General features: G+C 62.4%; 18 protein-coding genes, 1 tRNA gene and 1 pseudogene. 9 read left to right on the top strand and 11 right to left on the bottom strand.

Annotated features, from left to right (window positions below; genetic code table 11):
* The first annotated feature begins 181 nt into the window (after positions 1-181).
* Positions 182-868 carry a D-lyxose/D-mannose family sugar isomerase gene (locus tag MESCI_RS22685; protein WP_013532294.1) on the top strand — a complete coding sequence of 229 codons (687 nt, stop codon included), beginning with the start codon at positions 182-184 and terminating at the stop codon, positions 866-868.
* A gap of 86 nt (positions 869-954) precedes the next feature.
* Here MESCI_RS22685 and MESCI_RS22680 read toward each other — a convergent pair whose 3' ends face one another.
* Positions 955-1,959, bottom strand: a complete 1,005-nt coding sequence (locus MESCI_RS22680; protein ID WP_013532293.1) for a L,D-transpeptidase family protein — start codon at positions 1,957-1,959, stop codon at positions 955-957.
* A 290-nt stretch (positions 1,960-2,249) separates the two neighbouring features.
* Between MESCI_RS22680 and MESCI_RS22675 the strand changes: the two genes are divergently transcribed.
* The gene (locus tag MESCI_RS22675; RefSeq protein WP_013532292.1) at positions 2,250-2,468 is read left to right on the top strand and encodes a hypothetical protein; all 219 of its coding nucleotides are present in this window, start codon (positions 2,250-2,252) and stop codon (positions 2,466-2,468) included.
* A gap of 201 nt (positions 2,469-2,669) precedes the next feature.
* Here MESCI_RS22675 and MESCI_RS22670 read toward each other — a convergent pair.
* The 5 genes and pseudogenes from MESCI_RS22670 to MESCI_RS22650 all read right to left on the bottom strand — a co-directional run bounded on the left by MESCI_RS22670 (position 2,670) and on the right by MESCI_RS22650 (position 7,085).
* Positions 2,670-4,350, bottom strand: a pseudogene (locus MESCI_RS22670) (tetratricopeptide repeat protein).
* Between the two features lie 136 nt (positions 4,351-4,486).
* Positions 4,487-5,119, bottom strand: coding sequence for a hypothetical protein (locus tag MESCI_RS22665; RefSeq protein WP_013532291.1), 633 nt, complete (start codon positions 5,117-5,119; stop codon positions 4,487-4,489).
* 264 nt (positions 5,120-5,383) lie between these two features.
* A complete protein-coding gene (locus MESCI_RS22660; RefSeq protein ID WP_024505762.1) occupies positions 5,384-5,740 on the bottom strand; it encodes a hypothetical protein in 357 nt (118 codons plus the stop codon).
* Positions 5,741-5,891: 151 nt separating this feature from the next.
* Positions 5,892-5,965 (bottom strand) — tRNA-Gln (locus MESCI_RS22655).
* A gap of 187 nt (positions 5,966-6,152) precedes the next feature.
* Complete coding sequence (locus tag MESCI_RS22650; protein ID WP_013532290.1) at positions 6,153-7,085, bottom strand: lysylphosphatidylglycerol synthase domain-containing protein; 933 nt, start codon at positions 7,083-7,085, stop codon at positions 6,153-6,155.
* 376 nt (positions 7,086-7,461) lie between these two features.
* Here MESCI_RS22650 and MESCI_RS22645 point away from each other — a divergent pair, with 376 nt between their 5' ends.
* Together MESCI_RS22645 and MESCI_RS22640 are read left to right on the top strand one after the other, a co-directional pair.
* The gene (locus MESCI_RS22645) at positions 7,462-8,820 is read left to right on the top strand and encodes a Ppx/GppA phosphatase family protein (protein ID WP_013532289.1); all 1,359 of its coding nucleotides are present in this window, start codon (positions 7,462-7,464) and stop codon (positions 8,818-8,820) included.
* Positions 8,821-9,047: 227 nt separating this feature from the next.
* A complete protein-coding gene (locus MESCI_RS22640) occupies positions 9,048-9,791 on the top strand; it encodes an RlmE family RNA methyltransferase (protein ID WP_013532288.1) in 744 nt (247 codons plus the stop codon).
* 104 nt (positions 9,792-9,895) lie between these two features.
* Here MESCI_RS22640 and MESCI_RS22635 read toward each other — a convergent pair whose 3' ends face one another.
* Entirely contained in the window at positions 9,896-11,314 is a 1,419-nt protein-coding gene (locus MESCI_RS22635) for a DHA2 family efflux MFS transporter permease subunit (RefSeq protein ID WP_013532287.1), read from the bottom strand.
* Between the two features lie 308 nt (positions 11,315-11,622).
* Here MESCI_RS22635 and guaB point away from each other — a divergent pair, with 308 nt between their 5' ends.
* The 3 genes from guaB to MESCI_RS22620 are packed head-to-tail and all read left to right on the top strand — an operon-like array spanning position 11,623 to position 14,156.
* Entirely contained in the window at positions 11,623-13,125 is a 1,503-nt protein-coding gene (gene guaB / locus MESCI_RS22630) for an IMP dehydrogenase (protein WP_013532286.1), read from the top strand.
* Positions 13,076-13,699 carry a hypothetical protein gene (locus MESCI_RS22625; RefSeq protein WP_013532285.1) on the top strand — a complete coding sequence of 208 codons (624 nt, stop codon included), beginning with the start codon at positions 13,076-13,078 and terminating at the stop codon, positions 13,697-13,699. The genes guaB and MESCI_RS22625 overlap by 50 nt, the downstream gene beginning before the upstream one ends.
* Before the next feature lie 37 nt (positions 13,700-13,736).
* The gene (locus MESCI_RS22620; protein ID WP_013532284.1) at positions 13,737-14,156 is read left to right on the top strand and encodes an MAPEG family protein; all 420 of its coding nucleotides are present in this window, start codon (positions 13,737-13,739) and stop codon (positions 14,154-14,156) included.
* A 55-nt stretch (positions 14,157-14,211) separates the two neighbouring features.
* Here MESCI_RS22620 and rnd read toward each other — a convergent pair whose 3' ends face one another.
* The 3 genes from rnd to MESCI_RS22605 form a co-directional block, all read right to left on the bottom strand.
* Positions 14,212-15,363, bottom strand: a complete 1,152-nt coding sequence (gene rnd / locus MESCI_RS22615; RefSeq protein WP_013532283.1) for a ribonuclease D — start codon at positions 15,361-15,363, stop codon at positions 14,212-14,214.
* A 75-nt stretch (positions 15,364-15,438) separates the two neighbouring features.
* Complete coding sequence (locus MESCI_RS22610) at positions 15,439-16,683, bottom strand: MFS transporter (RefSeq protein WP_013532282.1); 1,245 nt, start codon at positions 16,681-16,683, stop codon at positions 15,439-15,441.
* Positions 16,684-16,799: 116 nt separating this feature from the next.
* Positions 16,800-17,219, bottom strand: a complete 420-nt coding sequence (locus MESCI_RS22605) for a hemin receptor (RefSeq protein ID WP_013532281.1) — start codon at positions 17,217-17,219, stop codon at positions 16,800-16,802.
* A gap of 200 nt (positions 17,220-17,419) precedes the next feature.
* Between MESCI_RS22605 and aspS the strand changes: the two genes are divergently transcribed.
* Entirely contained in the window at positions 17,420-19,210 is a 1,791-nt protein-coding gene (gene aspS, locus MESCI_RS22600) for an aspartate--tRNA ligase (protein WP_164920061.1), read from the top strand.
* A gap of 116 nt (positions 19,211-19,326) precedes the next feature.
* On the opposite strand, the gene MESCI_RS22595 is transcribed toward aspS, so the two are convergent.
* Positions 19,327-20,517 carry a hypothetical protein gene (locus tag MESCI_RS22595; RefSeq protein ID WP_013532279.1) on the bottom strand — a complete coding sequence of 397 codons (1,191 nt, stop codon included), beginning with the start codon at positions 20,515-20,517 and terminating at the stop codon, positions 19,327-19,329.
* A 327-nt stretch (positions 20,518-20,844) separates the two neighbouring features.
* On the opposite strand from MESCI_RS22595, the gene parC reads away from it, so the two are divergent.
* On the top strand, positions 20,845-23,097 hold the full coding sequence (gene parC, locus MESCI_RS22590; RefSeq protein WP_013532278.1) for a DNA topoisomerase IV subunit A: 2,253 nt from the start codon (positions 20,845-20,847) through the stop codon (positions 23,095-23,097).
* The last annotated feature ends 248 nt before the right edge of the window (positions 23,098-23,345 follow it).

Genomic DNA, 23,345 nt, shown 5'->3' with positions numbered 1-23,345 from the left:
CCCCATGAGGAATCCGCGGGTTTTATGGCCCTGAAAATCCGCGATGTCACGCGGCCAGCGAAGCGGATCTGTGGTCCATGCGCCTAAGCGCAAGGCCGGGCAGGCGGCGAGATGGATCGACACCGCATCGACGTTCGGCTATGCGATTTGCCAGACAAATCGATACGAAGGGATCATGATCATGAAGCGCTCCGCCATCAACGACATCATCCGCGAAGCCGACGCTTTCATCCGCTCGTTCGGCTACATCATGCCGCCCTTCGCCTATTGGTCGCCGCAGGAGGCGAAGGCGCGCCAGGTCGACTCGTCGGCGGTGTTCACCTCGCGGCTCGGCTGGGACATCACCGATTACGGTCAGGAGAAATTCAGGGAACTCGGCCTGTTCCTGTTCACCGTTCGCAACGGCCGCTACGAGGACATGAAGAAGGGCATGGGCATGCTCTATGCCGAGAAGATCATGATCTCGCGCAAGGACCAGCTGTCGCCGATGCATCGCCACAACATCAAGGCCGAGGACATCATCAACCGTGGCGGCGGCAAGCTGGTGCTGGAACTGTTTATGCATGACCGCGACGGCGGCATCGATCCCAAGGCCGAGGTTTCGGTGCCTGTCGACGGAACCATCCACAGGCTGCCTGCGGGCGGGCTCCTGAAGCTCGACCCGGGCCAGAGCGTCACGCTGCTGCCCGGCGTCTGGCATGCCTTTTGGGCCGAGGGCAAGGATGTGCTGATCGGCGAGGTCTCGACCGTCAACGACGATCTCACCGACAATGTGTTTCGCGAACCGATCGGCCGTTTTTCCAACATCGACGAAGACGTTGCCCCGATCCATCTGCTGGTGTCCGACTACGAGAAGTGGCTGGGGTAAGGGGCCGCTCCACGCCCTCGGCGACGCCAGTCACACGACCGTGTGACTAGTCACACGGTCGAAAGTGGGTAGGCCGTAGCGCCTACCTACTGCGATCCTTGTTCGACCGATCCTGCCGCTTCGTCCTTGAAGACGACCTTTGTGCCTTTTTGCACTTCGGAGGCGAGGTCTTCGGCATCCCAGTTGGTCAGCCTGATGCAACCATGCGAGAAGGTCTTTCCGATCTTGCCTGGGTCCGGAGTCCCGTGAATGCCGTAGCTATCGATGGACAAGTCGATCCAGACCGATCCCACCGGATTGTTTGGCCCGGCAGCGATCGTGAAGGGGCGCTTGCTCCTCACTCCCTTGAAGGCAAACTCGGGATCGTAATGATAAGTTGGGTGGTGCACCACGCGTTTGACCTCCGCCTGGCCACTCGGCGCGGGCTTCTCCTGACTTCCGATCGAGGCGGGGTACGTCGCAAGCACTTTGCCGGAAGGGTCAAGCACCCGAACCTGGCGAGCGCTCTTGTCGACCTCGACGCTCGCGATGTCTTGCGGCGGATCACCTCGGGTGACAGCTGGCACGAGCAGCTTTTGCCCCGCCTTCCTGAAGCCGATGCCGGGATTGAGCCGTTCAAGCAGTTGCTCGCTGATGTGGAAGCGCTCCGCCATCTTTTCCAGGGCATTGTGGTAGGCCAGCCTGGGCAGGCGGGCCATCCTCTCCATGCGCGCCGGAATTCGCCTGGTGAACGGCCCATGCACATCCTTGCGTGTCAAATCGTAGGTCTCAATCGCGGGGCGCGAGGAGGTCGCGACCAGCTTGTCCCATGTCTCGCGGGTGAGCTTGCCGTCGGCAGGCAATCCGTTGGCCGCTTGGAACGCACTGACTGCCCGGGTGAAGTTCTCCGCCTGGCGGCCATCGATCAGGCCTGGCGAGAAGCGTGCACGATCCAGGAGGATTTGCGCCTTCAGCACGGTCGCACTGACGCCTTTCGCTTCGCTGCCGTCAAATTGGGCGTTGTTGACGGCGGCCGCGTCCAGTTTTGCCGCCGCCGTTGCATCGCATGCGATGACGAGCATGGCGACCGCGACAAGAACGAGCCTGATCATGGAGGTCACACTCCCGTATGGGCACCTGCTTCTATGACGTCGCACGGCCGATCTGGTTCCATTTCCTGCAGTTGCGTCCGACTGCCGAGTGCTGTGCGCGCAGTGAACCCGGACCAGGAGCACCCGGCGGTGGCGCGGGTGCATTGTTGATAAGGGGCCGCCATCATCAAGATGAATGGCGACTCCCGTCAGCGCATGTGTTGGCTTCAGAACCGCAGAGACCGGAGCGACAACGGGCCAACGCCCGATTGAGTCCGTCTCCACAGGCTCGGTGACCGAGGAGAGCCAGGATGCAATTTCCTGCCCAGAAGAACAAAGGACCGGCTCAACCAGCCGAGGATGAGCGCCAGGCACGGCTTGAGAAAACAGCCAGGCTCAAGCAGCTTCGCTCCTATGCTTCCTGGCTTTCGTCTGACCCAAACGCCCAACTTCACGATGAGATAGACTGCTCCGTGCTGATCGAAGGCGTGGGACGACGCAGCATGGAGCCTTGGCTGATCGGCAGGTGACATACCCGGGCGGCGAGGTTTCCACCGCCAACGACGATCTGGTCGACAATTGTTTGGCTAAAGCAGTTCACCGTTTCACGGAAACGGCGACCCGCTCTAACTCCTTGTTTTGACGCAATTCCGGACGGAAAACCGTTTCACACTTTTCCTGGAATTGCTCTAGCCGATCGGCCGCAACAGTGGCGACAGGCAGACTTCGCGTCAGTGACAGCAGCCTTGCTGCGCGCTCGTCCTGCACAGGCAGGACGAGGTGATCGGTACGTCCGCCTTGGCCAGCGCCGCTGCAAGGCTTGTCTGCAATGTCGGCAATTCATCGGTCTCGCCGCGCCGTTTCAGGCATTCCACAAGCCCGTGCAATGCCCAGACATTGTTCGGATGCTGGGCACAGCGCTGCACCGTGCCGCTCAGGCCCAGATCGTCGCGATAGACCTGTTCTGCTTCCTGCGCGTGACCCTGGTCGAGAAGCAGCGCCGCCAGCGCATGGCGCGGCGGGTGCATCCAGGCCCACGGCTCGGTGTAGGACAGATTGTCGTCAAGCTCGACCGCCTGCCGCAAATGGCCATACGCCTCCTCATGCCGGCCCTGGTGGTACGCCAGCTCGCCGGTCGAGCAGGGCGGCACCGACAGCCAGCGAAGCTTGCGCCGGGTTGCTGAGGAAGCGCCGCTCGGGCGCAATGCCTTTCAGATGCCGATGGAACTCTTCGCGCTCACGTTCAGCCTCAGCGAAATGCTTGAGCGTCGCATGCGCCACACCCTTGGCGTAGCGCTGCATGGCCGCCGTCAGCACATAGAGGCCCGGCTCCTCGGTGATCGGTTCGTCGATGATCTCCTGCCAGCGGCCGAAGCGCACCTGCACATGCGATTTCATCGCATGGTAGCCTTCCACCGTCTGCGTGAGCTTTGGCCGGCCCTGGATGGCGACCACGTCGCGCGCGACCAGGCTGCGCACTCTGTCGGCCGCCCACAATGCAGGCTGGTACTGGCCCGACAACATGCAGGTGAACATCATCAGATGCAGATCGTGGCAGCAGCCGAGCAAATAATAGGTCGGCTCGTCGGCATAGGCGAGATAGAGGTCATTGGCGCGCACCGCCTTTTCGCTGGCGCGCTTTGCCTTTTCATACTCGCCGCACAGCACATAGATGTGCCCCGGCATGTGGTTCATGTGCCCGGCATCGGGGCACATCTCGCCGAGCAGATCCGCTGACCGCATGCCGCGCTCCGGCATCGTGGACATTTCCAGGAGATGGATGTGCAGGTGGACGATCGCCGGATGTTGTGCTGCGCCGGCCTCATCGGCAAGCCGGATCGACCGCTCGCAGACGTCGAGCGCCTCGACGACATCGGAATTCGGCGCCGGCGCGCCGGTCTTGAGGTTCCACAGCCGCCGCACCGTGCGCATCATCAGTGCTTCGACCAGCAGTGCCATCACATCATGGTCATCGGGAAAGTCCCGATACACAAGCCGCATCGCGGCGGCATAGGCGTCATCCCAACGTTCGAATTCCTCCAGGCTCACCCGGTGTGGCTTCTGGAAGCGGGCGGCCAGCGCCTCGATCAGCCGCTTCTCGATCTCACTGGCGGAAGCCGCATTGGCCCTGGCCAGTTGGACATGCTCGAAGCAGCGCTTGGTCGCGCTGTCGGCCTCGGCCTCGCCATGTTCCTTCCAGGTCAGATTGTAGAAAGGTCCAGCGGCATAGGCGATGCCCCAGTGAACCATCGCGCAGTGAGGATCCGTCTCCAGCGCCTTCTCAAAACACTTGATGCCTTCCTCATGGTTGAAGCCGTAGCACCAGTTAAGGCCAATATCGAACCAACGCTGGGTTTCTGTCGAGCGAGTGGAGATGGGGCGGCGGTAGGTGCCGAGGTCGAAGCGGTCCATGTCGTCTCATTTCAATTCTGATTGCCAGCGAGCCAGCTCTGGTCAGACTCCTTCGCCATCAATGTGTGCCGAAACTGGCAGGCATGGCAAACGCAACGAGTGCCATCGCTGCTTGCATTGGAGACTATCGCCGCCCTTAGCCGGTCTCTTCGGGCACCGTTTCGTTTTGCCAGCCGGCTAGCTCAGGCAGGTCGTCAAGCCAGCTTTTCTCCGTCATCAAGGCATCGCCGGCCTGCGGAGCAGCCTCGGTGGCGTTTTGGATGAGCCAGTCCATCCACTTCCGATAAGCAGCCGGGGTCAACTCGGGCGGCAGCACCTTGGCCTTGGCCAGCATGCGTTTGCGGAAACTCACCTGCCTGCGGAGTTTCGTCGTCGTGAATTTGATGGTCTTGCCTTGGTATTCGACCGTCCAGCGCCCGTCGCCGTGGCTGGTGAGCCTGTCGATGGCGAAGCCGACGTCCACCGGCCTATCCCGCCACGGAAGCTCGACCGCATTCTTCCTCAGATCGAGTGCCCATCGCCTGTAGTCGGTCCCGGCACGCTGGGGCGGCAGCATCCCAGCCTGTTCGAGCATCTTCCTGCGGAAGGTCGGCTGCTTCTTGAGCTGGCCTGTCGTCAGCTCGATGCGATGCCCGCGGATTTCGACATGCCAGCGGATCCTGCCATTGCCGAAATACTTGACCAGCCTGTCGATGACGAATTCGTCGTCGGAGAGCGTCACGCAGCCTTGGCTGATGCGTTCGAGAATGAATCGGCTGTCACTGACCATTACGCGTTTGCTCCATGCTCCTCGATGTAGCAGAGGCCGGGTGCCGGGAGTGGAGCGCGACCGGAATCGGCCTCGGCTTCATCGAAGGAAATCACGCAGCCGAGGCGGCCTACAGGAAGGCAGGGTAAGTGACGACACGGCGCGCGATGCGGCGAACGCCGGAATAAATATGCCGGCTCGTCGGATCGACTGGTGTTGCTGGCGGTGTCTTGAATTTCACGCTTGGCGCGTTCGACGGGGTCGCTGGTACAGCACTCCACTCGCTTAATCTGGTGCCATCTGGCAATTGGGGCCAATCCATTTATTTGCCGAAGTATCGAGTTCATTGTCCATGTCGGAGGCGCTGCATACAGGATACCGATCATCACCGCGCCGAGCCATACTTAAGGACTTATACCGGCGAAGGAGTGCATCGTGATCTTGGGGCTGTTGGCCTTGTCGCTGCGACGAAAGCTTCATCATGCAATTGGCAAAAGCATCCGTGCCTTGTTTAAAACCAAAGCCGGTACACTGCGCCTTGTCTTCCGCAGTCTGGGTTTGACTGGCATTCCCCTTGTCTGTCGTGCAGCCAACCAAGAAAGTAACGAACATCAGAAATCCGATGAAGACCAAAGCGCGCATTCCGTTCTTCCTTCGATAATTTCGATCCTTTGACGATCCTATAAATGTCACCCCGCCGCAACCCACCATAGCTGGGATCCCGTCAGGTGGTCGCCAGGGAGCATTTCACGATGATGAGCGTTGGTGATTGTTTTGATCGAGAGAAGAGGAGTGGCTGGGGAACCTGGATTCGAACCAGGACTAACGGAGTCAGAGTCCGTGGGTCTACCGTTAACCTATTCCCCAGCAGGCACGATCTTGAATATCACGATAAACGTGAAAACCGTGCGGGCCGAGCGGGCAAGCCGCTGTGAGCGCTGCCTTGTAGCCGCCAGCGGAAAATAGTCAAGCCTGCTCTGTGCTTCAATGGCACGTTTCGACAGGACGCCACACTTCAGATGCCGGCGCGCGGCGCCTAGTCCAATTCCAGCCTTCAAGGCTCCGTCCGGCTGAACTGCGAGCGTTCGAAGAACAACACCACGCCCAGGCCCAGAATTAGCGGGACGATCAGGTAGAACAGCCGGAACACCAGCAGCGCCGCCAGCACGCCGACCGGATCCATGTCCGACAGACCGGCGAGGAACACCACCTCGAACACGCCGAGTCCGCCCGGCGCATGCGAGATCTGCGCGATCGAGAAGGAGACGAGGAAGACGCCCAGTATGACGAAGTAGCCGGGATTGTGGGCTGCGGGCAGGGCGAAGAAGATGATCGCGGCGGCGGCCAGCAGTTCGATCGGGCCGATCAGCAACTGCCGGGCGACGATCGGCAGCGCCGGATAATGCAGCTGAAAGCTGGCGACCTTCAGCGGGCGCAGATGCAGCCAGCTGCCGAAGACATAGGCGGCGACGAGCAGCAGCATCGCGATACCGGCCGCTTCGGACAGGCCATGATGGGCGATGCCGGAAAATCGGTCGAGTATCTCAGGCTCGAACACCAGAACGAGGCCCGAGGCCAAAATCGTCGACAGCACGAAGGTGATCCAGCAGACCGCCACCAGCACGCCGACATCCTGTCCGGTCAGGCCCCTGGTACCGTAGGCGCGGTAGCGGATGACGGCGCCCGAGAACACCGAACCGCCAATGTTGTGCGACAGCGCATAGGTGGTGAAGGAGCACAGCGTGACGAACAGCCACGACACGCGCTTGCCGATATGCAGAAGCGCGATGTGATCGTAGCCGGCAAGCGAGGCATAGGCGATGATCGAACTCAGCGCGGCAAGGACCCAGCCGCGGGTCGGAATGGCAGCGATGCCGTCCCAGACATCGTCGAGCGAGATGCCGCGCAGTTCGTGCCAGAGCAGCAGCAGCGAGAAGATCACCGCCGCGATGCCGACGACCGGCCAGAAATAGCGTCTCCAGTTCATTGCCTGACTGCCATGCGTTGCGGGGTCCGCTTCCTTTCGTGGCTGGTGGGAGGCCGGCTGCGCCGGATTCTTCCGCTCATTTCAGAAATGCCTCATCGAAGCCGGCTATTCAACCGCGAACCCTTGTCGCAGCGGCGGCCGGCAAGATTTGCCGCAGTGAGCGGCCAAAAGAGATGCCGGTAGGCATAGCGCCGGCAACTGCGGCGTGCGGATCCATCACGCGGCCGCACCGGAACGGCGGTCAGCGGCCTGCCGGTAAAATTCGGCATGCGGCTCTTGGTGATCGGGCACGGCGCTGTTAGTCTGGCGACAACTTAAAACACTGAAGCGCCTGCTGCGTCCATCATAGGTTCGCGCGGCGCCGGAAGGAACGACAGTGGAAGACCACGATACCGGCGCCGGCGCGCCGGAGGTGGGCGTGTCCAGCGCTTCCCAGCGGTCGGCTGACCCGGGGAACGCAAGCTGGCAGCAACGCCGCCCGACGGAGCTCCGCTCGGCAGACGGGCAGGCGGGCGACGCACCCCACAAAGGCAAGCCCAAGAAGCGGCGCAAGCGAAGGCGCGGGCGCAAGGTTTTTGCGCGCGACGAAGCGCGTCCCGCGGAGAATCGATCGCCGGCGCCAGGCAAAACCGGTGCCCCGGCGGCGGAGGCCCACAGACCGGCGGAAGCGGTGGTCTCGCCCGCCGCTCTTGTGCCGCGGCCGGAACAAGGCGCCCGTCGGCCGCCGGTCCATGAGCTTCCGGTGTTTGCGGCGCTTGACCTCGGCACCAACAATTGCCGGCTGTTGGTCGCCGTGCCGACGCGGCATGGCCAGTTCCGCGTCATCGACGCCTTTTCGCGCATCGTCCGGCTGGGCGAGGGGCTCACCGCCAATGGCCGGCTCGGCCAGCCGGCGATGGACCGCGCGGTCGAGGCGCTGAAAATCTGCGGCGACAAATTGCGCAACCGCAAGATCAGAAAAGCCCGGCTGATCGCCACCGAGGCCTGCCGCACGGCCGAAAACGGCGTCGAATTCATCGACCGCGTCGAACGCGAGGCCGGCCTGAAGCTCGAGATCATCGACCGCCAGACCGAGGCGCGGCTGGCGGTGTCCGGCTGCGGCTCGCTGGTCGAGCGCGACACCCAAGGCGTCGTGCTGTTCGATATTGGCGGCGGTTCGTCGGAAATCGCGCTCATCGATCTCGCCGGCCGCCGTTCGCCGAGGTTGGCCAATCATATCGTATCGTGGACGTCGCTGCCGGTCGGCGTCGTCTCGCTGGCCGAGCGCTTTGGCGGCCGCACGGTGACGCGCGAGATCTTCGCCGCCATGGTCGATGACGTTGCCGGCCGGCTGGCCAGCTTCGACGGTCGCGATCGGCTGAACCATCTCAAGGCCAGCCCGAATTTCCATCTGCTGGGCACGTCCGGAACGGTGACGACGCTGGCCGGTGTCCACCTTGAACTCGAGCGCTACGATCGCCGCCGTGTCGACGGGCTGTGGATGGACCGCGACAGCGTCGACCGCATGGTCGAAAGACTGGTTGGCTGGGATTTCCAGCAGCGCTGCGCCAACCCTTGCATCGGTGCCGATCGCGCCGATCTGGTACTGGCCGGCTGTGCTATCCTCGAAGCGATCCGCGCCGTATGGCCGTCCGAGCGGCTGCGCGTCGCCGATCGTGGCCTGCGGGAAGGTATTTTGAGCGAACTGATGGCCGATGATGGCGTCTGGCGCAACGATGGGCGTGGCAGAGCGTGAACAGTAGACCCCCACTCCGTCGAGCTACGCTCGACACCTCTCCCCCGATCGACGGGGAGAGGAAAGGCGTGAACTTATGCAGGCTGGCTCCCTTCCTCTCCCTCCGGAGGGGGAGAGGTGGCTCGGCGAAGCCGAGACGGAGTGGGGGAAGCCGTTGACGAAACGCGCAGACGTCGAAAAATGAACACAACTCGACGAGCGAGAAAACCCGGACCAGAAATCAGGCAATGACCAAGAAACCGGAAAAACCAGGATCCGCCAGCATTCGCGTGCTGAAGACGCGGATCAAGAAGAAGAGCGGGCTGAAGGAATCGTCGCGCCGCTGGCTGCAGCGCCACATCAACGATCCCTATGTCCAGCGCTCCAAGGCCGACGGTTATCGCTCACGCGCGGCCTATAAGCTGATCGAGATCGACGACAAGCATCATCTGTTGAAACCCGGCATGAAGGTGATCGATCTCGGTGCGGCCCCCGGCGGCTGGTGCCAGGTCGCCGCCGCGCGGACGAAATCGACGGCCGACAAGCCGCATGTCATCGGCATCGATTATCTCGAAATGGACGCCGTGCCCGGCGCACCGGTGCTGCTGATGGATTTCCTCGATCCGCAGGCGCCGCAGAAGCTGGCCGAGGCGCTGGGTGGGGATCCCGATATCGTGTTGTCCGACATGGCGGCACCGACCACCGGCCACAAGCGGACCGACCATATCCGCACCATGCATCTGTGCGAGGTGGCGGCCGATTTCGCGCTCTCCGTCCTGAAACCGGGCGGGCATTTCCTCGCCAAGACCTTCCAGGGCGGCGCCGAAAACGAACTGCTCTCCATGCTCAAGAAGAATTTCCGCTCGGTCCATCACGTCAAGCCGCCGGCGTCGCGGGATGAATCGGTCGAGCTTTATTTGCTGGCCAAGGATTTCAAAGGGCGAGATCTTCCTTCTCCCCTGGGAGAAGGTGTCGCCGAAGGCGACGGATGAGCTCCAGGGAGCGCCAACGTTTCACTCCGCTGGAACACCCCTCATCCGTCTCGGCGCTTTCGCGCCGATCCACCTTCTCCCACAGGGGAGAAGGCAAGAGGAAACTACTTCCCCGCCGTGCTCGTTTCCAGCGTCTTGGGTGTGGTCAGGCGGCCGTGGCCGGAGATGGCGTTGCCGGCATCGGGCGCCAGCCGCATGAACGACAGCGACGCGGCGGCCGAAATCGCCGCGACGACGAAAAACGCGGTGTGGAAATCCGCCAGCGTCAGTGATCGGTCGTGCAGGCTTGTGGACACTTCCAGGATTCCGCCGGCCAGCGCCACGCCGAGCGCGACGGACAACTGCTGGAACACCGCCGTGATCGGTGTCGCCTTGCTGGTGTCTTCAGCCGAAACCTCGGCATAGGCGAGCGCATTGACGCCGGTGAAGAACATCGAGCGGATGAAGCCGCCGACGAGCAGCATGGCCAGCATCAAGAGATAGGGTGTGTCGGGTGTGAACAGGCCGTTGATGGCGATCGAGGCGGCGGCGACCAGAGAACCGACAACCAGGACGCGGCGGAAGCCGGCGACGCGGAAGATCAGCGCGGTGACAAACTTCATCCCGATGGCGCCGATCGCCGAGACGAAGGTGATCATGCCGGACTGGAACGGCGTCAGCCCAAAACCGATCTGGAACATCAGCGGCAGCAGGAACGGCACGGCACCAATGCCGATGCGGAACAGTCCGCCGCCAAGCACCGAGGAGCGGAACACCTGGTTGCGGAACAATTCGAGCGCCAGCAAGGGATTTTTGGCGCGCCGCGCGTGCAGCAGATAGAGCGCGCCCGACAGCAGGCCGACCGCTACGGTGATAAGGCCGGTGGCCGGCGGCAAATAGGGCAGGCTCACCACCGACAGGCCGAAAACCACGCCGGATGCCGCCAGCCCGCTTAGCACGAAGCCGAGGAAGTCGAGCGGCGGCGTCTCCATCGATTCGGTCTCCGGCAGGAAACGCGTCGCCAGCCAGATGCCGATCAGGCCGATCGGCACATTGATCAGGAAGATCCAGTGCCAGGTGAAGTAGGTGGTGATGAAGCCGCCGACCGGCGGCCCGACCAACGGTCCGACCAACGCCGGAACGGTTAGCCAGGACATCGCCGCGACGAGTTCGCTTTTTGGTGTCGCGCGCACCAGCACCAGCCGCCCGACCGGTGTCATCATGGCGCCGCCAATGCCTTGCAGGAAGCGCGAGACCACAAAAGCCGGCAGCGAACCGGAGAGCGCGCAGGCGATCGAGCCGACGATGAAGACGGCGATCGCGGCGCGAAAGATATTCTTGGCGCCGAAACGGTCGGCCATCCAGCCGCTAATCGGAATGAAGATCGCCAGCGAGACGAGATAGGCGGTCAGGGCCAGCTTGAGCGCGATCGGGCTGGTGTGGATGTCGACGGCGATCGCCGGCAGCGATGTCGCGATAACAGTCGAATCCATGTTTTCCATGAAAAGGGCGACCGCCAATATAAGCGGGATGGTGCGGTTCAAGGAACGCGTCCAGACTTGAATGTTGCGTTGCCGGTTGCATGTCGGCCCTGAGGCGGGCGGTTACCATGCCTTCGCCGGGATGTCGCATTAATTTGCTGTCACTTTTGTGCGACCGGCAACCACAGGTGGCATCCCTTCGCCGGAAAGTCACCTTTCCGGGAGCGTGAAATCATCCGCTTTTCATCGGTGCTTGGACGTGGTACCAGCCAGCGCCAATCCTGAAAGGGAAGAAACGAGTCGGCGCTGTCCATTCCGGTCCAGCGCTTTTTTGTATTCCCCCACCGCTTTTTATGTTCAAGGGACTGGCCATGGCAAAAATCATCGAAACGTCCACCGGCGCATTGGCGCTGACCTTTGACGACGTGCTGCTGCAGCCGGGTCATTCCGAGGTCATGCCCGGCGAAACCGATGTCCGCACCCGCATCGCCGGCGATATCGACCTGAATGTGCCGATCCTGTCGGCGGCGATGGACACCGTCACCGAGGCGCGGCTTGCCATCGCCATGGCCCAGGCCGGCGGCATTGGCGTCATCCACCGCAATTTCTCGCCGGCCGAACAGGCCGAGCAGGTGCGGCAGGTCAAGAAATTCGAATCCGGCATGGTGGTCAATCCCGTCACCATCGGCCCCGACGCGACGCTCGCCGACGCGCTGGGCCTGATGCGCAGCTATTCGATCTCGGGCATTCCGGTGGTCGAGAACGGCGGCAGCGGCGGCCACAAGATCGGCCGGCTGATCGGCATCCTGACCAATCGCGACGTGCGCTTTGCGTCCGATCCGGCGCAGAAGGTCCATGAACTGATGACCCGTGACAACCTGATCACGGTCAAGGAGAACGTCGACCAGGACGAGGCCAAGCGCCTCCTGCACCAGCACAGGATCGAAAAGCTGGTGGTCGTCGACAGGCAGGGCAATTGCGTCGGACTGATCACCGTCAAGGACATCGAGAAGTCGCAGCTCAACCCGCACGCCACCAAGGACGCACAGGGCCGCCTGCGCGCCGCCGCCGCCACGAGCGTCGGCGATGACGGTTTCGAGCGCGCCGAACGCCTCATCGATGCCGGCGTCGACCTTCTGGTGATCGACACCGCGCATGGCCACTCGCAACGCGTGCTCGACGCCGTCACGCGGGCGAAAAAACTATCCAACTCCGTCCGCATCCTGGCTGGCAACGTCGCCACCGCCGCGGGCACGCAGGCGCTGATCGACGCCGGCGCCGACGCCGTCAAGGTCGGCATCGGCCCGGGTTCCATCTGCACCACCCGCATCGTTGCCGGCGTCGGCGTGCCGCAGCTCTCAGCCATCATGTCGGCGGTCGAGACGGCGCACAAATCCGGCGTCTCGGTGATCGCCGATGGCGGCATCAAATATTCCGGCGATCTGGCCAAGGCGTTGGCCGCAGGCGCCAGTGCGGCCATGATCGGCTCGCTGCTGGCCGGAACCGACGAAAGCCCGGGCGAGGTCTATCTGCATCAGGGCCGCTCCTTCAAGGCCTATCGCGGCATGGGCTCGGTCGGCGCCATGGCCCGCGGCTCCGCCGATCGCTACTTCCAGGCCGAGGTGCGCGACACGCTGAAACTGGTCCCGGAAGGCATCGAAGGGCAGGTTCCCTACAAAGGACCTGTGTCTGGTGTGCTGCACCAGCTTGCGGGCGGACTGAAAGCCGCTATGGGTTATGTTGGTGGCCGCGACCTTGCCGATTTCCGCGAGCGCGCCACCTTTGTGCGCATATCCAATGCCGGACTTCGTGAAAGCCACGCCCATGACGTCACGATTACCCGCGAAAGCCCGAACTATCCCGGCGGAGCCTGACCAGTACGGGCTCGGGCGGAGCCTGACGGCAACGATCCTGCGGCTGCCGCGCCACGCAGGCGCACTCTGTTTCCTGTCGGCGGTGGTTTTCATCGCCATGACGGCTATGGAATTCCTCTACTTCCGCCAGTTGAGCGGCGGCTTGCCATCACTCGACATGCGTATTTTCGGTTTCACTCCGGACGAAGGCATGGCCTGGCTGACGGCACTCGGCCGGCGCGGCGGCGAGATCATTCTCGTCTGGCACTATCTGACCTTCGATCTGTTGTTCCCGGCGCTGCTGTCTGTGACGCTGGTCAGCCTGATCCTGGCCACCGGCCGGCGATTGAAGGCTTTCCGCGTGCAGCCGGTGCAGCTGCAGTCGATCTTCGCGCTGGTCCTGGTGCTGCCCTACACGCTTGCCGACTACGCCCAGAACATCGCGGTAGCGCGGCTTCTGTCCGATTTCCTGTCGGCGAATCCGGACTCGCTGTCTTTGGCTTCGGCGCTCACCGTCACCAAATTCGCGCTTTTCGCCATCCCGGTGATCGTCATTGCCGCCTTCTGGCTGGCAGGCCAGAAACGCCTGGCCTGATGCCGCGCGCAAAGCTCAGCCGGGTAGGGGAAACTTCGTGAACCAGACCACGATCTTCTGGCCTGTTCTGGCGCATGTGCTGCTGATCTACATCGTCTACTGCATCCTGGGTCGCCGCAGATACGGCGCAATCAGGTCAGGCGAGGCGAAGCCAGCTCAGTTCAAGGTGCGTTCGACCGAGCCGGCCTCCAGCGTTACCGTTGCCGCCAATCTCACCAACCAGTTCGAGCTGCCGGTGCTGTTCTATGTACTGTGCCTGACGCTGCACCTGACCAACGGCGTCAACTATCTGACCCTGGCGCTGATGTGGATTTTCGTCGCATCGCGCTATTTCCACGCCTGGGTTCACCTGACCAGCAACAATCTGCTGCTGCGCAGCCGGTCGTTCTTCGTCAGTGCGGTGATTCTCCTGCTGGGATGGATCTGGTTCGCGCTACACCTGCTCGGCATGGTTTGAGCAGAGCACCTTTTCCTTCTCCCGCAAGGGGAGAAGGAAAGTCCGCGAGGGACGTCTACAGGTCGAACACCGCAATCTTGCGCTTGTCGAACTTGATGCCGATCTCGCCGCGCACCAGCTTGAGCGCGGCCTCGCCGAAAACCGCGCGCCGCCAGCCCTGCAGGGCCGGTACGTCGGCGTCCTCGCCCTCGGCGGCGATACGGTCGATGTCGTCGCTGGAGGCCAGCACCTTGGAGGCGACGCCTTCCTTTTCGGCGACGATCCGCAGCAGCACCTTCAACAGTTCCGCCGCGGCGCTCGAGCCCTCGGGCGGCTGGAAACTCTTCGGCAGTTTCGGCATCTGCTCCTTGGGCAGGGCAAGGGCGGTGTTGACCGCGCCAAGCAGCGCCGTCGCCGTCGAGGAGCGTTCCCAGCCCTTCGGCGTCGTGCGCAGCTTGCCCAGGGCTGCCGCGTCGCGCGGCGCCTGTTGCGCCACCTCGTAGATCGCATCGTCCTTGAGCACGCGGCCGCGCGGCACGTCGCGTTCGCGCGCCTCGCGCTCGCGCCACGCCGCAACGCCTTGCACGATCGCCAACTCCTGCGGCTTGCGCAGCCGCATCTTCAGACGCTTCCAGGCGTCCTCGGGATGCGGATCATAGGTTTCGCGGGAGGTAAGGACCTCCATTTCCTCGTTAAGCCAATGGGCGCGGTTTTCCCGCTCCAGTTCGGCGCTGAGGTGCTGATAGACCTCGATCAGATGGGTGACGTCGGCCAGCGCATAGTCGAGCTGCTTGTCGGAAAGCGGCCGGTGGCGCCAGTCGGTGAAGCGCGACGACTTGTCGAGCCGCGCCCCGGTGATGCGCTGCACGAGCTGATCGTAGGATACGCTGTCGCCGAAGCCGCAGACCATTGCCGCCACTTGCGTGTCGAACACTGGATGCGGAACCAGATCGCCGAGATGGACGATGATTTCGATGTCCTGCCGCGCGGCGTGGAAGACTTTGACCACAGCTTCGTTGGCCATCAGCCTGAAGAACGGCTTCAGGTCGATATCGGGAGCCAGCGGATCGATCAGTGCCGTTACGCCAGGGGCGGCCATCTGGATCAGGCACAGGATCGGCCAAAACGTCGTTTCTCGAATGAATTCGGTGTCGACAGTGACGAAATCCGACTTTTCGAAAGCGGCGAGAACGGTCTCGAGTTCTTTCTGGGTGGTGATGACGTGCATCAAATCGCTTTTGGCAGGAGTAAGGTCTTCCTAGATTTCAGCCGCCGGGGCTTTCGTCAAGCTTTGGCACCGTGGTCACGGCTCCGCCGGCCCATCGGAATCGCCGTTTCTCCTGGCCAGCCGCGCGAAAACCGTCGAAGTGCGCAGGAGCGCAATGAAGCGGCCGCGCCTGCCCGCCGGCACGCCGGACCGAGCCTGCATGCGGTAGAGGATGACGGCGATGAAGATCGCATAGACCACCGCGCTGAATACAAACAGGGCGCCCGGTCCGAAATATTGCATCGCCGTCGAGGCGGCGAACGGGCCGCCGATCGCGCCGAAGGAATAGAACAGCATCAGCGCCGCGTTGATCAGCACGAACTCGCCGGTGTCGGCGCGATCGTTGGAGTGGGCCGCCGACAACGAATAGAGCGGCATGGCGAAACAGCCGAAGATGAAGACGAGGACGAAGTTGAGCAGCGGATTGCTACCGGCGATGAACACCAGCGCCAGCGCCGAAAGCATCGCGCAGCAGGTCGTGATCAACAGCACGCGGCGCCGGTCCCAGCGGTCGGAAAGGTAACCCAGCGGATACTGGATGATGGCGCCGCCGAAGATGCCGACGCTGACGAAGGTGACGACATCGGCGACCGACATGCCGATCTGCTCGGCATAAACCGGCGACAAGGTGCGAAAGGCGCTGTTGGTGACGCCGACGGCGATGCAGCCGAAGCAGCCCAGCGGCGAAATCCGCCAGACGCGCGCCAGGTCGAGCTTGACCTCTTCCGGCGGCGTCGGGTTGGAACGGTCGCCGAGCGAGACCGGCACCAGCGACAAGGTGATCATCATCGACATGATGGCGAAGATGGCGAAACCGCCGGCGCCGAAGACCGGGATCAGGAACTGGGCTGATGTCACCGAACCGATGTCGACCATCCGGTAGATCGCCAGCACGCGTGCCCGATCGTGATTGCTGACGCCGGAATTCAGCCAGCTTTCGACGATGGTGAACAGCCCGGCGAAGCAGAAGCCGCCGGCAAGACGCACCGCGCACCACATCACCGGATCGATGACCAGCACCAGGAGCAAGGTGCCGACCGAGGCGATTGCCGCCAGCGCCGAAAATGCCCTGATATGGCCGACCGCCTTCATGATGCGAGTGATGGCCAGGCAGCCGAGAAGGAAGCCGGCGAAGTAGAAGGTGCCCATCAGGCCTATGTCGGAAGCGGAAAACCCTTCCTGCGCGCCGCGCAGCGCGATCAGCGTGCTCTGCAGCCCATTGCCGCCGAGCAGGATGCCTGCGGCGAGAAGAAGCGGGATCATCGGGCGGATGGAGGACATGAAGAGGCGATCACGTGTCGGTGATCCCTTCTTGGACCATCGCCTTGACCAATACCAGCGGCAATTCCTGGAAGCAAAGTTCGAATCCGGCCTGGGCCGGGAAGGGGGCAGGCCGTTCAATCCGTGCTGGGGTTCAGAAATTTTAGAGACGCTGCATGTGCAACAAACGCTTCAACACTCTCCTTTGAGTAGCCGAGAAGAGTGCCTTCCAGCCTCGCCAGATCGTTCGGTGTGAAGACATCAAAGGCTGCTTCGCTACGGCACATCCGAGCGATCAGCAGGCTGAGCTTGCAGCGCCATTCCTCCGTCGGCAGGCAGTAGCAGCGTTCCTCCACAGACGTTTTTGAATCAACCTGGGAAAATTTCAGGATGCGGCCTTCCTCGACAATCGGTCCGAAATGCGCGTCACCAACATCTTCGGTGTCCATACCCGGTTCCGCTGCGAACAAGGCCATTGGCTTGTCGCCCCGAAGCATCAGTTCCAACTCGCGACCATTATGTGGCGCGATGCCCTTTGGGGGAGTGCGTTTTGGCACAAAGCATCTCCAAATCGTTTGATTGCTGCATCGTTGCAAGAAACACTTCTGGCGGCAATGCATGAAGGTCGGCAGAGACTCGAACCCCAAAGGCCTGCTTGCCTTGACAAATCCGGCCTCCCATGCGCTTTTCGCGCAAATTTTGAGGCCGGGCTTGATGCTCGGCCCGCAACCCAGCACCCCGGACTTTACCAATGACAATGCACCGTTACCGCAGCCATACCTGTGCCCAGTTGAGGAAGAGCGACGTTGGCTCGACCGTTCGTCTGTCCGGCTGGGTGCATCGCGTGCGCGATCATGGCGGCCTGCTCTTCATCGACCTGCGCGACAATTATGGCCTGACCCAGATCGTTGCCGATCCGGATTCGCCTGCCTTCAAGGTCGCCGAGACCGTGCGCGGCGAGTGGGTCATCCGCGTCGACGGCGAGGTCAAGGCGCGCTTGCCCGAGACCACCAACGCCAATTTGCCGACCGGCGAGATCGAGATCTTCGCCCGCGAGATCGAGGTGCTGTCGGCGGCCAAGGAACTGCCGCTGCCGGTGTTCGGCGAGCCCGACTATCCCGAGGATATAAGGCTGAAGTACCGCTTCCTCGATCTGCGCCGCGAGACGCTGCACAAGAACATCATTGCGCGTACCAAAATCATCGCGGAAATGCGCAAGCGCATGGGCGAGGTCGGCTTTACCGAATTCTCGACGCCGATCCTGACCGCGTCTTCGCCCGAGGGCGCGCGCGACTTCCTGGTGCCGTCGCGCATCCATCCCGGCACCTTCTACGCGCTGCCGCAGGCGCCGCAGCAGTACAAACAGCTGATCATGGTGTCGGGCTTCGACCGCTACTTCCAGATCGCACCCTGCTTCCGCGACGAGGACCCGCGCGCCGACCGTCTGCCCGGTGAATTCTACCAGCTCGACCTTGAAATGAGCTTCGTCGAGCAGGACGACGTGCTGTCGACCATGGAACCTGTCATGCGCGGGGTCTTCGAGACCTTCGCCAACGGCAAACCGGTGACGCAGAACTTCCAGCGCATTCCCTATGATGTGGCCATGCGCAAATACGGCTCCGACAAGCCGGACCTGCGCAACCCGATCGAGATGCAGGCCGTCTCCGATCATTTTCGCGATTCCGGCTTCAAGGTGTTCGCCAACATCCTGGCCAACGACCCGAAGGCCGAAGTGTGGGGCATTCCCGCCAAGACCGGCGGCAGCCGCGCCTTCTGCGACCGCATGAATTCCTGGGCGCAGGGCGAGGGCCAGCCGGGGCTGGGCTATATCTTCTGGCGCAAGGAGGGCGACAAGCTCGAAGGCGCCGGTCCGCTCGCCAAGAACATCGGCGAGGAGCGCACCGAGGCGATCCGCCTTCAGCTCGGCCTTGCCGATGGCGACGCCGCCTTCTTCGTTGCCGGCGACCCGAAGAAGTTCGTCTCCTTCGCGGGGGCTGCGCGCACCCGTGCCGGCGAGGAGCTGAACCTTGTCGACCGCGAGCGTTTCGAACTGTGCTGGATCGTCGACTTCCCGTTCTTCGAGTGGAACGAGGAAGAGAAGAAGATCGACTTCGCCCACAACCCGTTCTCGATGCCGCAAGGTGGCATCGATGCGCTGAATGGCGAGGACCTGCTCGGCATCAAGGCGTTCCAGTACGACATGGTCTGCAACGGGTTCGAGATCGCCTCAGGCGGTATCCGCAACCATCTGCCCGAAACCATGGTCAAGGCGTTCGAGACGGTCGGGCTGGACCGCGCCACGGTCGAGGAGCGCTTCGGCGGCCTCTATCGTGCCTTCCAGTATGGCGCACCGCCGCATGGCGGCATGGCCGCCGGTGTCGACCGCGTCGTCATGCTGCTGCTCGGCGCCAAGAACCTGCGTGAGATCACCATGTTCCCGATGAACCAGCAGGCCTATGATCTGTTGATGAATGCACCGTCGGAAGCGAGCCCTCAGCAGCTTCGCGACCTGGCGCTGCGCGTTGCCGTGCCCAGGAAGGACGCCTGATCGCGCGCTTTGGGCGATGCTTTAAAGAACCGCCCGAACCGATTCTTTCGATTCGCTAATCCCAATGAAAAGCCCGGCATCGCTGCCGGGCTTTTCGCATACCGAGATCGCTTCGATCAGTCTTCGTTGGCCTTGACGGTGACACCGAGCGTCTTGGGCAGATCGAGCGGGTTGGACATGGCGCCCGCCATGATCAGCGCGAACGGCACGGATGCCGGCGGCTCGGCCGAGATTTCGAGGCTCTTCGGATCGTCGAGGAATTTGCTGACCGCGGCCGTAACCTGCGCAGTCAGTTCCGGATTGTTGAGCTGCGCCATGCCGAACGGCACGATCGCCTTGGCCTGGTTGGCGATGTCCTTGCCGGACATGCCTTGCTGCTTGCCGACATAGTCCAGAACCTTGTTGGTCAGCGAATCGTCGTCGAAGCGGATCGAGGCGCTGTTGAACGAAAGCTGCTGCAACAGGCCGAGCATGGCCATGCCTTGCGCCGAATTGTCGGCGCCTTCCGGCTGTGCCGCCATCTTCTTCTGCATTTCCTGCAGCGACTTGATGAAGTCCAGCGTGTAGCCGCCGAGATCGAAGGTCATGCCGAGCGTGCCGGCATTCTCGACCGAGATGTCGTATTTCGACAGTTCCATCTTGCCGTCCGTGGGCTGCCAGGTGCCGGCCATTTCGAGATTGCCCGCGATGTTCTGGTAGCCGAGCGCGTTGATGACTTCCTTGGACTTGGGATCGTCCACCAGCGTCAGGTCGGCATTGAATTTTTCCGTGGTGGCGGTGAATTCCATCGCCTTGCCGTCCGCCGGCGGCGTGATTTCGATGGCAAGCCCGTCCATCGAGAAGGCGGTCTTGTCGGCGACCTTGACGGTCATGTTCGAGAGTTCGGCGGACTTGTACATCATCAGCGAGCCCAGCGGGCCGGTGGCGCCGTCGGCCGGAACTGTCATGTCGTGGATGACGAAGGGGCTGAGGTCGAGGGTGACGCCGTCCTTGCTGTGTGTGAAGGCAGCCGTTGATACGGTGGCGATGTCATAGCCGCCATTTGCCTCGGTCACGCCTTCGAGTTTGACGTCGCCGATGGGAAGCGCTTCCTTCTCCGCCGCCGGTTTGATGGCAACGCCCTGCAGCACCATGCTGGTGTTGTCGCCGGTCACCCCGGTCCAGGTGATGTCGACACCTTGTGCGACAAGCGCTGCCTTCAGCCGGTCGGCCACTGCCGTATCCTGTGCGAGGGCCGCATTCAGCGGCAGCGTGAGCAAGAAGGTCGAAAAAGCCAGTTTCTTGAGAATTGAGCGTTTGATTGTCATCGCAAGGTCCCTGAGAGTGTCCTGAAATTGTTTTTTCAATTATTTGCGCCATCACCATTCCGTGACGAACTGGACCGGAAAAAGGCGTGTCCCGGCACATTGGTCAAAAATCGCGGTGAAAGGCAAACCCGATCCCACCGTCTTTGCGCAAACCGGTGAATTTGTCATGAAGAGCCGATAGCCGGATATCGTCGCGCTTGGCGATAGAGCCCGCATGTAACAGGCTGATGTTGGCCGACATCCGCTGGGTATGGTTTCATGTTGCAGAAAGGCCGGTATCTCCGTCGGGCTCTTGCCGCGAATCACCCGCTCGGCTAGTCCGAGCCCATGGGAAAAAGGCTTTTGCCGCCTGAAAATGGCGGTGGCGATCATATCGAGCCGGTCGATCTGAAGAAGGCGCTGGAAGAGCGCTATCTTGCCTATGCGCTGTCGACCATCATGCACCGGGCGCTGCCCGATGTGCGCGACGGACTGAAGCCGGTCCATCGCCGCATCATGCACGCCATGCGCCTGCTGCGGCTCAATCCGGATCAGGGCTTTGCCAAATGCGCCCGCATCGTCGGCGAGGTGATGGGCAAGTTCCACCCGCATGGCGACCAGTCGATCTATGACGCGCTGGTGCGGTTGGCGCAGGATTTCTCGATGCGCTATCCCCTGGTCGACGGGCAGGGCAATTTCGGCAATATCGACGGCGATAACGCCGCCGCCATGCGCTACACCGAAGCGCGCATGACCGATGTGGCGACCGAACTTTTGTCCGGCATCACCGAGGATGCCGTCGATTATCGGCCGACCTACAATGAAGAAGACGAGGAGCCGGTGGTTTTGCCCGGCGCCTTTCCGAACCTGCTGGCCAACGGCTCGTCCGGCATTGCGGTGGGCATGGCGACATCGATCCCGCCCCACAACGCCGCCGAGCTTTGCGATGCCGCACTTCACCTGATCGAAAACCGGGACGCGCCGGTGGCGAAGCTGATGGACTTTGTCCAGGGGCCGGATTTCCCGACCGGCGGCATCATCGTCGACAGCCGCGCCTCGATCCTCGAAGCCTACGAAACCGGTCGCGGTGGCTTTCGCGTGCGCTCGAAGTGGTTCCAGGAGGACCAGGGCAGGGGCACCTGGAGCATCGTTGTCACCGAAATCCCGTACGGCGTGCAGAAGGCGCGGCTGATCGAGAAGATCGCCGAGCTGCTGATGGCGCGCAAGCTGCCGCTGCTCGAGGACATCAGGGACGAAAGCGCGGAGGACGTCCGCGTCGTGCTGGTGCCGAAGAGCCGTTCGGTCGACCCCGGCATCCTGATGGAATCGCTGTTCAAGCTGACCGAGCTCGAAAGCCGCTTCCCGCTCAACATGAATGTGCTGTCGCGCGGCAAGGTGCCCAACGTGCTGTCGCTGAAGGGCGTGCTGCAGGAATGGCTCGAGCACCGCCGCGACGTTTTGGTCCGCCGCTCGAAACATCGCCTCGGCGAAATCGAAAGACGGTTGGAGATACTTGCCGGCTACCTGATCGCCTACCTCAACATCGACGAGGTGATCAGGATCATCCGCGAGGAGGATGAGCCAAAGCAGGTCATGATGGCCCGCTGGTCGCTCACCGACACCCAGGCCGAAGCCATCCTCAACATGCGGCTGCGCGCTCTGCGCAAGCTTGAAGAATTCGAGATCCGCAAGGAATTCGACGGGCTGAGCGCGGAGAAAAAGCAGATCGAGGCACTGCTTGCTTCAAACGAGAAGCAGTGGGCGACGATCAAGTGGGAAGTCACCAACATCCGCGACAAGTTCGGTCCGGAGACCGAGCTCGGCAAGCGCCGCACCCAGTTCGCCGACGCGCCCGAGCATGATCTGACCGACATCGCCCATGCCATGATCGAGCGCGAGCCGGTCACCGTCGTCGTCTCGGAAAAGGGCTGGCTGCGGGCGATGAAGGGGCATCTGGCCGATCTCTCGACGCTGACCTTCAAAGAGGGCGACAGCCTCAAGCTCGCCTTCCATGCGCAGACCACCGACAAGGTGCTGGTCTTCACCACCGGGGGCAAGTTCTACACCATCGGCGCCGACCGGCTGCCTGGCGGGCGCGGCCATGGCGAGCCGATCCGCATCATCGTCGATATGGACAATGACCAGGACATCGTTACCGCCTTCGTTCATGACGCGAAACGCAAGCTGCTGCTGGCCTCGCACGACGCCAACGGTTTTATCGTGCCGGAGGAGGAAGTCGTTGCCAACACCCGCAAGGGCAAGCAGGTGATGAACGTCAAGGCGCCGGACGAAGCCAAGCGCTGCATCCCGGTCACCGGCGACCATCTCGCCATCGTCGGCGAGAATCGCAAAATGCTGGTGTTCGCGCTCGCAGAGATTCCGGAGATGGGCCGCGGCAAGGGCGTGCGCCTGCAGAAATACAAGGATGGCGGCCTTCTCGACCTCAAGCCGTTCACGCTGGAGAGCGGCCTCTCCTGGCAGGATTCAGCCGACCGCACCTTCACAAGGTCGCGCGAGGAACTGGCTGAATGGATCGGCGCCCGTGCCTCGGCCGGACGCATGGTGCCGAAGGGATTCCCGAGGACGGGGAAATTTGGGTAGCGAGTGAAGCTGCCGATCTCCCCCCTCGTGGGGGAGATGCCCGGCAGGGAGAGGGGGCGCTGTCCCGCCGACGGTCGAGTTCACAGATACTCGATTGTGCCGGTTTGCGGCTCACGGTCCAAATCCAAGGCCGCGATCCTTCACGCCCCTCTGTCCTGCCGGGCATCTCCCCACGAGGGTGGAGATTGGCAGCTTCACCATCTCATTTGGACTATCGTCACGATTGCTGCACTATATCAGTGCATAGA

This window comes from Mesorhizobium ciceri biovar biserrulae WSM1271 (assembly GCF_000185905.1).
In the GTDB taxonomy this organism is placed as follows: Bacteria; Pseudomonadota; Alphaproteobacteria; order Rhizobiales; family Rhizobiaceae; genus Mesorhizobium; species Mesorhizobium ciceri.
Note: the sequence above shows the minus strand (reverse complement) of the source record. Positions and strands in the feature narration are given on the sequence as shown.

Bases quoted from the DNA above. Each gene is read 5' to 3' on its own strand.
- MESCI_RS22685 (WP_013532294.1), top strand. From the start codon at position 182: ATGAAGCGCTCCGCCATCAACGACATCATCCGCGAAGCCGACGCTTTC.
- MESCI_RS22680 (WP_013532293.1), bottom strand. From the start codon at position 1,959: ATGATCAGGCTCGTTCTTGTCGCGGTCGCCATGCTCGTCATCGCATGC.
- MESCI_RS22675 (WP_013532292.1), top strand. From the start codon at position 2,250: ATGCAATTTCCTGCCCAGAAGAACAAAGGACCGGCTCAACCAGCCGAG.
- MESCI_RS22665 (WP_013532291.1), bottom strand. From the start codon at position 5,119: ATGGTCAGTGACAGCCGATTCATTCTCGAACGCATCAGCCAAGGCTGC.
- MESCI_RS22660 (WP_024505762.1), bottom strand. From the start codon at position 5,740: ATGCGCGCTTTGGTCTTCATCGGATTTCTGATGTTCGTTACTTTCTTG.
- MESCI_RS22650 (WP_013532290.1), bottom strand. From the start codon at position 7,085: ATGAACTGGAGACGCTATTTCTGGCCGGTCGTCGGCATCGCGGCGGTG.
- MESCI_RS22640 (WP_013532288.1), top strand. From the start codon at position 9,048: ATGACCAAGAAACCGGAAAAACCAGGATCCGCCAGCATTCGCGTGCTG.
- guaB (WP_013532286.1), top strand. From the start codon at position 11,623: ATGGCAAAAATCATCGAAACGTCCACCGGCGCATTGGCGCTGACCTTT.
- MESCI_RS22625 (WP_013532285.1), top strand. From the start codon at position 13,076: ATGACGTCACGATTACCCGCGAAAGCCCGAACTATCCCGGCGGAGCCT.
- rnd (WP_013532283.1), bottom strand. From the start codon at position 15,363: ATGCACGTCATCACCACCCAGAAAGAACTCGAGACCGTTCTCGCCGCT.
- MESCI_RS22610 (WP_013532282.1), bottom strand. From the start codon at position 16,683: ATGTCCTCCATCCGCCCGATGATCCCGCTTCTTCTCGCCGCAGGCATC.
- aspS (WP_164920061.1), top strand. From the start codon at position 17,420: ATGCACCGTTACCGCAGCCATACCTGTGCCCAGTTGAGGAAGAGCGAC.
- MESCI_RS22595 (WP_013532279.1), bottom strand. From the start codon at position 20,517: ATGACAATCAAACGCTCAATTCTCAAGAAACTGGCTTTTTCGACCTTC.
- parC (WP_013532278.1), top strand. From the start codon at position 20,845: ATGGGAAAAAGGCTTTTGCCGCCTGAAAATGGCGGTGGCGATCATATC.